We start from the raw sequence: 11,891 nt of genomic DNA on the forward strand, positions 1-11,891 counted from the left end.
ACGGCCAACTGCCGGTACGCGTCCCGTCGTGCACCGCCGCACTGGCCGTGCCCACCGCCGCGGCGGCGGTGAGCAGGGGCACCGCCGCGAGGGTCAGCAGGATGCCCAGCAGCGCGAGGTCGGCGGCGTCGCGGGCGACGTCGCGCCAGTCCCGCCGCCCGCCGGTGTCGACGGTGTCGGCCGGTTCAGCCCTTGATGCCACTGGTGTTGATCCCCTCGACGAGCATCCGCTGGAACGCGACGAAGAACAGGAAGACCGGCAGCAGCGACAGCACCGACATGGCGAACATCGGGCCGACCGCGCTCTGGCTGGTCGAGTCGATGAACAGGGTCAGCGCGACCGGAACGGTGTAGTCCTCCAGTTGGGACAGGAAGACCAGTTGCCGGAAGAAGTCGTTCCAGGTCCAGATGAACGAGAAGATCGCCGTGGTGACCAGCGCGGGGCGGCTCAGCGGCAGGATGATGTGCCGGAAGATGCCGAACGGGCCGGCGCCGTCGATGCGGGCCGCCTCGTCCAGTTCCCGGGGGACGCCGCGCATGAACTGCACCATGAGGAAGACGAAGAACGCCTCGGTGGCCAGGAACTGCGGGATGAGCAGCGGCAGGTAGGGCCATTCGCCGCCGACCAGCCCGAGCGTGCGGAACAGGATGTACTGCGGAACGATCAGCACGTGCTGGGGCAGCAGCAGCGTGCCGATCATGACGGCGAACCACATGCCGCGCAGCCGGAACCGCAGCCGGGCGAAGGCGTACGCGGCCAGCAGGCAGGAGAGCCCGTTGCCGACGACGGTCAGCAGGCTGACCATCGCGCTGTTGAGGAAGAACCGGCCGAAGCTGACGTCGAAGTTGGACCACCCGGCGGTGTAGTTGCCCGGGGTGAACCGCTCGGGCAGCAGCCCGACGTTGTTGACGATCTCCTCCTGGGACTTCAGCGAGGTGCCCACCATCCAGATCAGCGGGTAGAGCACCACGGCGACGATCGCCACCAGGATCAGCAGTCGCAGCACGGGCCGTCCGCCGGGCCGTCGGCGCGCGTTCGGCGGCGCTGTGGTCGGTGCTGCGGTCGTCGGGGTCACCGTCACCATCACCGGTCCTCCCCGTCGGAGTAGTGCACCCAGAACCGTCCGGTGCTGAAGAAAACCGCGGTGATGACCGCGATGGCGAGCAGGAACACCCAGGCCATCGCCGAGGCGTAGCCCATGTTGAGGTCGGTGAAGCCGGTGATGTAGAGGTTCAGCGTGTACATCAGGGTGGAGTCGACCGGGCCGCCGGTGCCGTTGCTGAGCACGAACGCGGCGGTGAAGCCCTGGAAACCGTTGATGGTCTCCAGCACCAGGTTGAAGAAGATGACCGGGGAGAGCATCGGCAGGGTGACGTTGCGGAACTGACGGAACCGGTTGGCCCCGTCGACCGACGCGGCCTCGTACAGCTCGGTGGGCACCTGCTTGAGCCCGGCCAGGAAGATCACCATCGGTGCGCCGAACTGCCAGATCGCCAGCACCATCAGCGTTTCGAGGGCCCAGTCGGGGTCGTTGACCCACGGTTTGCCGGTGATGCCGAAGAGGCTCAGCAGCGAGTTGAACGCGCCGTCGCGGTTGAACATGTTGACCCAGACGATGGCCAGCGCGACGCTGCCTCCGAGCAGGGACGGCAGGTAGAACAACCCGCGGAACAACCCGACGCCGCGCCAGGCGCGGTTGAGCAGCAGCGCCACGCCGAGCGCCGCGGCCAGTTTCAGCGGTACGGCGACCAGCGCGAAGGTCAGGGTGACCCGCACCGCGTGCCAGTACGACGGGTCGGCGGTGAACATCCGCTCGTAGTTGGCCAGGCCCACCCACTCCACCTCGGAGAAGGGGGTGAGGATGTCGTAGTTGGTGAAGCTCAGGTAGAGCGACAGCAGCATGGGGATTGCCGTGACACCCATCAGGCCGATGAGCCACGGCGACAGGAAGACGTACCCCGCCAGACCTTCGCTGTGCCGGAAGCGTCCGGGCCCACGCCGCTCAGCGTGGGCCCGGTCGGATCCGGGGCCGCGTCGGGTCGGGTCGGGTGCCGTGGTCAACGCCACGAACAGCTCCTCTCCTCGCCTCGCGGGCGGGTCAGGCGATGGCGGACTTGCACGCCTCGACGAACTGGGCGGCGGCCTCGGCGGGGGTGGCCCGGCCGTACTGCGCGTTCTCGGCGGCCTTGATCAGCTCGGATCGCACCTTGCTGTGCCCCTTGATCGGCACCTGCGGCGACTCGCCGAACTTCTGGGTCAGCTCCGCCTCGACGGCGATGGACTGCTTCATGGCCGGGTCGGTGGTGTCGTCGCTGACCACCCGGCGCAGGTCCTGGTTGGACGGCAGGCCACGGTCGGTGCCGAGCAGCTTGACCGCCTCCACGTCGTTGTTCAGGAAGTTGATCACGTCGACCGCGACGTCCTTGTTCTTGCTGCCCTTGAACACCGACCAGTACATCGAGGCCCGGGCCCACTGCGCGCTGGGGTCACCGGGGTAGGCGATCACGCCCAGCTCGTCCTTGGTGTTCTTCTTCAGGTCCGGCATCTGGTTGGCCCAGACCCAGGAGGTCGCCGACTTGCCGGTGACCACCAGCTGCTTGGTGATGTCACTGGAGTTGCCCTCGTGGATGACGTCGGCGGTCGGGGTGGCCTTGCGGTCCCGGGCGCCCTTCCACAGGTCGAACCACTTGGTCACGTCCTCGGCGGTGAACCCCAGGTCCTTGCCCTCGTAGAGGTCCTTGCCCTGCTGGCGCAGCCAGACCCAGAACGCCTTGTAGTCGGCGCTCGGGTCCTGGGTGCCGGGCACCTTCGTCTTGGCGGTGACCTGCTCGGCCCAGGCGATGTGCTGCTCCCAGCTCATCCCGGTGGTCGGCTCGGGCAGGTTGTGCTTGGCCAGCAGCGTCTTGTTGTAGACCAGGCCCTGGGTGTTCTCCCCGGCGGCCAGGCCGGCGAGCTTGCCGTCGACGACGCCGTACTGCCAGAGGCTCTTGGGGAACTTGGAGGTGTCCAGCTTTCCGGACTCCTGGTAGGGGGTCAGGTCGAGCGTGCTGTTGCGGGCCGCGTACTCGGCGAGGTAGTTGTCGTCGATCTGGAACAGGTCCGGCGGGTTGCCGCCGGCGGTGAGCGTGGCCAGCTTGTCGAAGTAGCCCTGGTTGGCCTGCCAGGTCTTCTCGAAGGTGACGTTCGGGTGCTTCTTGGTGTAGAGGGCCAGCGCGTCCTCGGTCAGCTTGGCCCGGGCGTCGCCGCCCCACCAGAAGATGGAGAGCTTGACCGGCGCGTTCGGGTCGGCGGCGCCGTCGTCGTCGTCTCCGCAGGCGGCGGCACCGAACATCAGCGGTGCGGCGACCGTCACGGCGAGCAGGCCACGGAGCAGGCGCCGCCGCGGCAGCGGGGTACGGTGGGCGCGCCCGACGGGCGCGTCAGTGGTGGGGGGCGTTGCGGGGTGCATGTGCGCTCACTCCTCGGCATTAGGAGGCGACGGCGTCACCGGTGGCCGTAGTCGGGATGCCCGGGCCCGCAGGGCAATGCGGGCCCGGGCCACGTGGTGCGGCCAGGGGACGTGCCGGTCGGGCGTACGGGCCCGGGCCGGTCGAGTCGCGGATGACCAGGTCGGTCTGGAGCATTACCTGTGCGGTGGTACGACGGACGCCGAGCGCTGTGCCGGCACCGGACCCCCGCGCACCGCGCGGTGACTCGATGTCCTGTTGCAGCAGCATGTCGACGGCCGTCCGGCCGGCGGCCCCGGTGGGTGTGGCCACCGTCGTCAGTTTGGGGCGGGTGAGCCGGCTCAGGGTGATGTCGTCGACCCCGACGACGCTCACCTCCTGCGGCACCCGGACCCCGAGCGCGTCCAGCCCCTCGATCAGGCCGATCGCCATCAGGTCGTTGTAGGCGAGCACCGCCGACACGCCGCTGCGTCGCACCTGCTCGGCGACGGCGGAGCCGCCGACCTCGGTGGGCGCGTTGGGGCCGAGCACGGTCAGCTCGGCGCCGGCGGCTCGGGCGGCCGCGCCGGCGGCACGGCGCATCTCCCGGTTGGTCCACGAGCTGCGCGGGCCACCGAGCAGCGCGATGCTGCGGTGCCCCAGGCCGACCAGGTGCTCGATGGCCGAGCGGGCTCCCTGCCCGACGTCCATCAGCACGCAGGGCAGGCCGGTCACCTGGCGGTTCACCACGACCAGTGGCACCTCGCGGCTGAGCTGCTCGATCAGGCTGTTGCTCATCCGAGGGCTGCAGAGCAGCACCCCGTCCACCTGCTTGGCCAGCGCGTGGACCAGCTCTTCCTCGGCGGTCGGGTCCTCGTTGGTGTCGGCCACGAAGACGTGGTAGTCGCGGTGCCGGGCCTGACTCTCCGCCGCCTTGATCAGCGGCGGGAAGAACGGGTTCGCGATGTCCGCGATGATCAGCCCGATGTTGTGCGTACGCCCGGTGATCAGGGCCCGGGCGGCGCGGTTGGGCCGATAGCCCAGGTCCTCCGCGCACGCCAGCACCCGGACCCGGGTCTCCGGGTTGACCAGGTGTGGAGCGGAGAAGGTGCGGGACACGGTGGAGATGTGCACACCGGACGCCCGGGCGACGTCCCGGATGGTGACTGGCACGGCGGCCCCTTCGTCCGATGTGGTGGTGGTCACGTGGGTGTGGCCCATTAATGCAAACGGTTGCGTCAGTGTCAACGGTCAATGGTTACGGCTTTGTTGCACCCACGCTCCCCTCGGTGATTTGTTGCTCCCTAAACACTGACAAATGACGCCGATCCCGCTGTCGTCGTTGACGCGATCGGATCGATCGTGATTACTTCATTGCAAACCTTTGCAGCACGACGGGAGGCGACCGCATGTCACCGAGAACCGCCGGACGGGTCCGGTACGCCGTCGTGGGCACCGGGGCGCGGGCGGAGATGTTCGTCCGGGCCCTGGTGCTCGACCACGCCGACACCACCGAGCTGGTCGCCTTCGCCGACGTCAACCAGGCCCGGATGGACGCGCACAACCGCTGGCTGGGCGAGCTGGGTCACCGACCGGTGCCCACGTACCCGGCCGGAGACTTCGCGGCCATGCTGGACAAGGAGCGCGTCGACGTCGTCCTGGTCACCAGCGTGGACGTCACCCACGACGAGTACGTGGTGGCCGCGCTGCGCGCCGGCCGGGAGGTCGTCACCGAGAAGCCGATGACCGTGGACGTGGCCCGCTGCCGGCGAATCCTGGACACGGTGACCGAGACCGGCGGTCGGGTGACGGTCGCCTTCAACTACCGCTACAACCCGTTGCACGAACAGGTCCGCCGGCTGCTCGCCGAGGGCGCGGTCGGCGAGATCGGCTCGGTGCACTTCGAGTGGCTGCTCGACGTCCGCCACGGCGCCGACTACTTCCGCCGCTGGCACCGCGACAAGGCCACCTCCGGCGGGCTGATGGTGCACAAGGCCAGCCACCACTTCGACCTGGTCAACTGGTGGTTGGCCGCCACCCCCGTCGAGGTGTACGCGGCCGGCCGACTCTTCTTCTACGGCGAGGACGGTCGCCGGCACGGCTACGCCCGCGACTACGACCGGGCGCACGGCTCCCCCGCCGCCGCCGACGACCCGTTCGCGCTGCGGCTGGACGCCCACCCCCGGCTGCGTGAGCTGTACCTCGACGCCGAGGCCGAGGACGGCTACCAGCGCGACCGCAACGTCTTCGCGCCCGGGGTGAGCATCGAGGACGACATGGCGGTGCTGGCCCGCTACTCCACCGGCGCCACGATGACCTACCACCTCACCGCGTACGCGCCCTGGGAGGGCTACCGGGTGATGGTCAACGGCAGCCGGGGCCGACTGGAGCTGGAGGTTGCCGAGAACGACTTCGTCGACCGGGGCACCGCCGGCGCGGTCAAGGGCGCCACCCTGCACGGCGCCGAGGCGCCGGCCGAGGGCGGAGGTGCGACGCTGACCCTGCGCCCGTTCTGGGCCCCGCCCCGGCAGATCCCGGTGCAGGGTCGCAGTCGGCACGGGCACGGCGGCGCGGACGCCCGGATGACCGGCGTGCTCCTCGGCGGTCAACCCGACCCGTTGGGCCGCGCCGCGACCGCCGACGACGGCGCGTTGGCCCTGCTCACCGGCCTGGCCGCCAACCGGTCCTTCGAGACCGGTCAACCCGTCCGCGTCGCCGACCTGCTCACCCCCCGCTGACACAGGAGACGAGGAGCCCCACCCCGTGCCCACGTTCGACCACACCGACCTGCTCCTGCCGCCCGAACCGGGCCAGCGCGCGCTGGCCCGGGAGCTGTACGCCCTGGCCGCGGCGCAACCCATCATCTCGCCGCACGGGCACGTCGACCCGGCCCTGCTCGCCGAGGACCGCCCCTTCCCGGACCCGGCGCAGCTGCTCATCGTTCCCGACCACTACCTGACCCGGATGCTGCTCAGTCAGGGCGTACCCCCGTCGGACCTGGGGGTGCCCACCCGCGACGGCAGCCCGGTGGAGACCGACGGCCGGGTGATCTGGCGACGCTTCGCCGCGCACTGGCACCTGTTCCGGGGCACCCCGTCGCGACTCTGGCTGGAACAGACCTTCCGCACCGTGTTCGGGGTGCACACCCCACTCGGCCCGAGCACCGCCAACGCCCTCTACGACGAGATCGCGGCCCGGCTCGCCGAACCGGACTTCCGGCCCCGGGCGCTGTTCGAGAAATTCAACATCGAGGTCCTGGCGACCACCGAGTCACCGCTGGACGACCTCGCGCAGCACGCCAAGCTCGCCGCCGACGGGTGGGGCGGCCCAGGCGGCCGGGTGGTCACCACGTTCCGCCCGGACGACGTGGTGGACATGGAGTTCGAGGGCTGGTCGACAAATGTGGACCGCCTCGGCGACCGGGCCGGCGAGGACACCGGCACGTACGCCGGCTACCTGGCCGCGCTGCGGGCCCGACGCGCCGCGTTCATCGCCGCCGGCGCGACCTCCTCCGACCACGGCCACCCCACCGCGCGCACCCTGGACCTGACCCCGGCCGAGGCCGAACGGCTCTACGACCGGGGCCGGCGCGGCGAGGCCGACGCCGCCGACGCGGAGGCGTTCCGGGCGCACATGCTCATGGAGTTCGCCCGGATGTCGCTCGACGACGGCCTGGTCATGCAGCTGCACCCCGGCGCGGTGCGCAACCACAACCGGTGGTTGCACGCCCGGCACGGCCGCGACGTCGGCGGCGACATCCCGCAGGCCACCGAGTACGTGCACGCGCTCGCCCCGCTGTTGGAGCGCTATGGCAACGACCCCCGGCTGCGGCTGGTGCTCTACACCCTCGACGAGGACACCTTCACCCGCGAGCTGGCGCCCCTCGCGGGCGGGTACGCCGCGCTGCTGCTCGGGGCGCCCTGGTGGTTCCTGGACTCCCCCGAGGTGCTGCGCCGGTTCCGGGAGACGGTGACCGAGAGCGCCGGGTTCTACAACACCACCGGGTTCGTCGACGACACCCGGGCGTTCTGCTCCATCCCGGTACGCCACGACGTGGCCCGCCGGGTGGACGCCGGCTTCCTGGCCCGGCTCGTCGCCGAGCACCGGCTGCCGCTGGACGAGGCCGCCGAGACCATCGTCGACCTGGCGTACCGGCTGCCCAAGCGGGTCTTCAACTTCGGAGGACAGGCTCAATGACCGTCACCATCACCTCCGTCGAGGTGCACGACGTGCGGTTCCCGACCGCCGCCCGGGGCGACGGCTCCGACGCGATCAATCGGGGCGACTACTCGGCGACGTACGTGGAGCTGGGCACCGACGCCGGCCCGACCGGCGCCGGGTTCACCTTCACCAACGGCCGGGGCAACGAGATCACCTGCGCGGCGGTGCGTGCCCTGGCCCACCACGTGCGGGGCCGCACCATCGAGGAGATCACGGCCGAGCCGGTCGCGTTCTGGCGCTCGCTCAGCGCGGACGTGCAGCTGCGCTGGCTGGGCCCGGAGAAGGGCGTCATCCACATGGCGACCGGCGCGCTTGTCAACGCGGTGTGGGACCTGCGGGCCACCCTGGCCGGCAAGCCGATGTGGCGCTTCCTCGCCGACCTGCCCACCGACGACCTGGTGGCCAGCGTCGACTTCCGGCACATCACCGACGCGCTCACCCCGGACGAGGCAGCCGCCATCCTGGACAAGGGGCGCGACGGGCTGGCCGACCGGTTGGCCACCCTCGAACGTGACGGTTTCGCTTCGTACACCACCTCGGTCGGGTGGCTCGGCTACCCCGACGACAAGGTGCGGGCGCTGACCCGGCAGGCGTACGCCGACGGCTGGCGGGCGATGAAGATGAAGGTCGGCGGCCCGCTCGCCGACGACCTGCGGCGGGCCCGGATCATCCGGGAGGAGATCGGCCCGGACGCGCTGCTGATGATGGACGCCAACCAGGTCTGGGACGTCGACGAGGCGATCACCGCGATGGCGGCGCTGGCCGAGGTGGACCCGTACTGGATCGAGGAGCCCACCCACGCCGACGACATCCTCGGGCACGCCCGGATCGCCCGCGCGGTGAGCGAGTTGACCGGCGGCCGCTGCCGGGTGGCCACCGGCGAGGTGGCCGCCAACCGGGTGATCTTCAAACAGCTCCTCCAGGCCGAGGCGATCGGCGTGATGCAGATCGACGCCTGCCGAGTCGGTGGCGTCAACGAGGTCCTGGCCGAACTGCTGCTGGCGGCGAAGTTCGGCGTGCCGGTCTGCCCGCACGCCGGCGGCGTGGGCCTCTGCGAGTACGTGCAGCACCTGGCGATCTTCGACTACCTGCGGGTGGGCACCGGGCTGGACGGTCGGATGATCGAGTACGTCGACCACCTGCACGAGCACTTCGTCGATCCGGTGCGGACCCGCGGCGGCCGCTACCTGCTGCCCGAGCGACCCGGTTACAGCGCCACCATGAAGCCCGCGTCGATCGCCGAGTTCCGCTTCCCGGACGGTCCGGCATGGCGGTGACCGTCGGGGCCTCCCGGCTCGGCCTGGGCATGCTGCGCCGGCTGCCCGCCGAGGTCCGCCCGCTGATCCGGCCGGGCACCGTGCCGACCGGCGTCGTGCACCTGGGGCTGGGCGCGTTCCACCGGGCCCACCAGGCCGTGTTCACCGAGGCGGCGGTCGGCGCCGCCGGCGGTGACTGGGGCATCGTGGCCGTCGCCCCGCGCAGCGCCGCCGTGGTCGAGGCGATCGCCGCGCAGGACAACCTGTTCAGCGTCAGCGCCCTCTCCGCCGCCGGCAGCGCCACCCGGGTGGTGGGCGCCCTGAGCGGCGTACGGCACGCACCCAGCGACCCGGACGCCGTGGTGGCGCTGCTCGCCGACCCGGCGGTCCGCGTGGTGACCCTGACCGTCACCGAGAAGGCGTACCAACTCGACCCGGTGACCGGCCAGCTGTCCCCGGACTCGGCACTCGCCGCGGACCTGGCTGGCGGCGGTGCGCCGAGCACGGTGCCGGGGCTGCTGCTGCGCGGGCTGGCCGCCCGGGCCGCCGCGGACGCCGGGCCGGTGGCCCTGGTGAGCTGTGACAACCTGCCGGCCAACGGTCGACGACTGCGCGGCATGCTCGACCAGGCGGTCGACCGGGCCGGCGGTGTGCCCACCGGGCTGGTCGAGTGGGTGGCCGCCAACGTCACCTGCCCGGGCACCATGGTGGACCGGATCGTGCCGGCCAGCACCCCGGAGACGATCGAGGCGGCCCGCCGGGCGCTCGGCGTGACCGACCTGGCCGCGGTGGCCGCCGAGCCGTACGCGCAGTGGGTGATCGAGGACGACTTCCCGGGCGGCCGGCCCGGCTGGGAGTTCGCCGGGGCGGTGCTCACCGACGACGCCGGCCCGTGGGAGCGGTTGAAGCTGCGCGCCCTCAACGGCGTGCACTCGGCCATCGCGTACCTCGGCGCGTTGGCCGGTCGGGAGACGATCGCCGACGCGCTGGAGATCCCGCACCTGCGCGACGTGCTGCGCCAGCTGATCGCCGAGGACGTGGCGGCCAGCTTCACCCCGCCGGACGGGGTCCGGGTGGTCGACTACGGCGAGCAGGCCCTGGCCCGGTTCGGCAACCCGGCGATCCACCACCGCACCCTCCAGGTGGCGATCGACGGCTCCCAGAAGCTGCCGCAGCGCGTCCTGCACACCATCGCCGACCTGCGCGCGACCGGGCGGTCCGCGCGCTGGGGCGCGCTGGTCGTGGCGTCCTGGTTGCGCTTCGCGCTGGGGTACGCCGACGACGGCCGGCCGTTGCCGTTCCAGGACCCGCTGGCCGGGCCGATCCGGGCCGCGCTGGACGCCGGCGCGCAGAGCCCGGCGGGCGCGGTCGAGGCGGTCTTCGCGCTGCGCGACGTCATCCCGGTGGAGGTGGCCGAGGACGACCAGGTTCGCGCCGACGTGATCGCCTGGCTGACCGCGTTGGAACGGCACGGCGTCGAGGCGACCCTGGCCGGTGCCCGGTGACCGGGTCGGCCCGGGCCGGTCGGCGGTGAGCGAGGGCGGGCCGCCCCGGGTGGCGGTGATCGGGGCGAACGGGCACGGTCGCTGGCACCGGCGGGTCATCGCACCCCTGCACGCGGCCGGCCGGCTGCGGTTGGTGGCCCTGGTCGACGTCCGGCCGGTGGAGGACGACCCGGCCGCCCCGGTGCCGCCCGGGGTGGCGGTCTTCACCGACCACCGGGCGATGCTCGCCGCCACCCGGCCGGAGGTGGTGGTGATCTGCACGCCACCGCACACCCACCTGGCGATCGCCCGCGACGCCCTGGCCACCGGCGCGGACCTGCTGCTGGAGAAGCCGCCGGTGCTGTCGCTGGCCGAGCACGAGGAGCTGAGCTGGGCCCTCACCGCCGCCGGCCGGGTGGCCCAGGTCGGCTTCCAGGCGCTCGGCTCGGCAGCCCTCACCGCGCTGACCGACGCGCTGGCCGCCGGCCGGTTGGGCACGGTCACCGGCATCTCCACCATCGCCGCCTGGCAACGGCCGGACGCCTACTACGCCCGTTCCCCCTGGGCCGGTCGACGGAGTTTGGACGGCCGGCCGGTGCTGGACGGCGCGCTCGCCAACCCGCTCGCGCACGCGGTGATGCAGTGCCTGGCGATCGCCGAGGCGCTCGCCGGGGCGACGCCCTGGCCGGTCGCGATCGAGGTGGAACGGTACCGGGTCCGGCCGATCGAGGTGGAGGACACCGCCGTGCTGCGGGTCCGGTTCCGCGCCGGGCCGCCGGTGCTGGTGGCGGTGACCCTGGCCGCCGAGGAGTTCGTGGCGGGCGAGGTGGTGGTGACCGGTACGGCGGGGCAGGCGGTGCTGGAGTACCCGACCGACCGGTTGCGCCTGCCCGGGGACGTGGTGACCCGCCGGGTGCCGGGGCGGCTGGGGCTGCTGGAGAACCTGCTCGCCCACCGGGCCGACCCGGCGGGTGTGCCGCTGATCGCGCCACTGGCCCGTACCGCGCCGTTCACCGCGCTGCTGGACGCGTTGCGCCCCGCGCCGGAGCCCCGGCTGCTCGACGGCGATCTGGTGACCACCCTCGGCGAGGGCGGGGAGCGGGTCCGCCACCTGCGGGGCGTCGTCGACGTGTTGCGCCGGGCGGCCGAGCGGGGGGCGCTGCCGAGCGAGCTGGCGGTGCCGTGGGCGTCCGCCGCGTACCGCGCCGAGCTGGCCGGGTAGCGGCAGACAGCACCTTCCACCACCAACGAATGGAGACAGTCGATGCGCAGAATCCTCGGCGGCGCCACAGTGGTCGCCCTCCTCCTCGGCGCCGCCCCGGCCGCCGCCGCTGCCCGCCCGGACGTCCCGTCCGCCGACCGGCTCTCCTGGTTGGCCGACCACCTCGGCCGGCAGACGCTGCCCGAGCGGGACGGCTGGGCGGCCGACGGCCGCGGCACCACCGGCGGCTCGACGGCCAGCCCCGAGCGGAACCGGGCGGTCCACAACCGGGCGGAGCTGGTC

The 11,891-nt window shown here is 72.2% G+C and carries 9 protein-coding genes and 2 pseudogenes; 6 read left to right on the forward strand and 5 right to left on the reverse strand.

Features of this window, described 5'->3' with window-relative positions; genetic code table 11:
* The 5 genes and pseudogenes from PSH25_RS04595 to PSH25_RS04615 all read right to left on the reverse strand — a co-directional run.
* A pseudogene (locus tag PSH25_RS04595) lies at positions 1-202 on the reverse strand (hypothetical protein); the annotation flags it as partial.
* Positions 186-1,085 (reverse strand): carbohydrate ABC transporter permease, encoded by a 900-nt coding sequence (locus PSH25_RS04600; RefSeq protein WP_238657815.1) that lies wholly within the window; start codon positions 1,083-1,085, stop codon positions 186-188. The pseudogene PSH25_RS04595 and the gene PSH25_RS04600, both read right to left, overlap by 17 nt.
* The gene (locus PSH25_RS04605) at positions 1,085-2,068 is read right to left on the reverse strand and encodes a carbohydrate ABC transporter permease (RefSeq protein ID WP_238657816.1); all 984 of its coding nucleotides are present in this window, start codon (positions 2,066-2,068) and stop codon (positions 1,085-1,087) included. The genes PSH25_RS04600 and PSH25_RS04605 overlap by 1 nt, the downstream gene beginning before the upstream one ends.
* Positions 2,069-2,099: 31 nt before the next feature.
* Positions 2,100-3,449: an ABC transporter substrate-binding protein gene (locus PSH25_RS04610; protein WP_238657817.1), complete on the reverse strand. Its 1,350-nt coding sequence runs from the start codon at positions 3,447-3,449 to the stop codon at positions 2,100-2,102.
* A 19-nt stretch (positions 3,450-3,468) separates the two neighbouring features.
* Positions 3,469-4,599: a LacI family DNA-binding transcriptional regulator gene (locus PSH25_RS04615; RefSeq protein WP_238657818.1), complete on the reverse strand. Its 1,131-nt coding sequence runs from the start codon at positions 4,597-4,599 to the stop codon at positions 3,469-3,471.
* 236 nt (positions 4,600-4,835) lie between these two features.
* Between PSH25_RS04615 and PSH25_RS04620 the strand changes: the two genes are divergently transcribed.
* From PSH25_RS04620 to PSH25_RS04645, 6 genes and pseudogenes are all read left to right on the forward strand, one after another.
* Positions 4,836-6,164, forward strand: coding sequence for a Gfo/Idh/MocA family protein (locus PSH25_RS04620; protein ID WP_238657819.1), 1,329 nt, complete (start codon positions 4,836-4,838; stop codon positions 6,162-6,164).
* A 25-nt stretch (positions 6,165-6,189) separates the two neighbouring features.
* Positions 6,190-7,623 carry a glucuronate isomerase gene (gene uxaC, locus PSH25_RS04625; RefSeq protein ID WP_238657820.1) on the forward strand — a complete coding sequence of 478 codons (1,434 nt, stop codon included), beginning with the start codon at positions 6,190-6,192 and terminating at the stop codon, positions 7,621-7,623.
* Positions 7,620-8,924, forward strand: coding sequence for an enolase C-terminal domain-like protein (locus PSH25_RS04630; protein ID WP_238657821.1), 1,305 nt, complete (start codon positions 7,620-7,622; stop codon positions 8,922-8,924). The genes uxaC and PSH25_RS04630 overlap by 4 nt, the downstream gene beginning before the upstream one ends.
* Entirely contained in the window at positions 8,915-10,408 is a 1,494-nt protein-coding gene (locus PSH25_RS04635) for a mannitol dehydrogenase family protein (RefSeq protein WP_238657822.1), read from the forward strand. The genes PSH25_RS04630 and PSH25_RS04635 overlap by 10 nt, the downstream gene beginning before the upstream one ends.
* On the forward strand, positions 10,398-11,609 hold the full coding sequence (locus PSH25_RS04640) for a Gfo/Idh/MocA family protein (protein WP_238657823.1): 1,212 nt from the start codon (positions 10,398-10,400) through the stop codon (positions 11,607-11,609). Before PSH25_RS04635 ends, PSH25_RS04640 begins: the two co-directional genes overlap by 11 nt.
* 42 nt (positions 11,610-11,651) lie before the next feature.
* Positions 11,652-11,891, forward strand: a pseudogene (locus PSH25_RS04645) (pectate lyase); the annotation flags it as partial.

The sequence above is a fragment of the Micromonospora foliorum genome (assembly GCF_022229015.1).
In the GTDB taxonomy this organism is placed as follows: Bacteria; Actinomycetota; Actinomycetes; order Mycobacteriales; family Micromonosporaceae; genus Micromonospora; species Micromonospora foliorum.

What these genes read in the sequence shown, in the direction of transcription:
- PSH25_RS04600 (WP_238657815.1), bottom strand. Translation starts at nt 1,085, where the DNA reads ATGGTGACGGTGACCCCGACGACCGCAGCACCGACCACAGCGCCGCCG.
- PSH25_RS04610 (WP_238657817.1), bottom strand. Translation starts at nt 3,449, where the DNA reads ATGCACCCCGCAACGCCCCCCACCACTGACGCGCCCGTCGGGCGCGCC.
- PSH25_RS04620 (WP_238657819.1), top strand. Translation starts at nt 4,836, where the DNA reads ATGTCACCGAGAACCGCCGGACGGGTCCGGTACGCCGTCGTGGGCACC.
- PSH25_RS04630 (WP_238657821.1), top strand. Translation starts at nt 7,620, where the DNA reads ATGACCGTCACCATCACCTCCGTCGAGGTGCACGACGTGCGGTTCCCG.
- PSH25_RS04635 (WP_238657822.1), top strand. Translation starts at nt 8,915, where the DNA reads ATGGCGGTGACCGTCGGGGCCTCCCGGCTCGGCCTGGGCATGCTGCGC.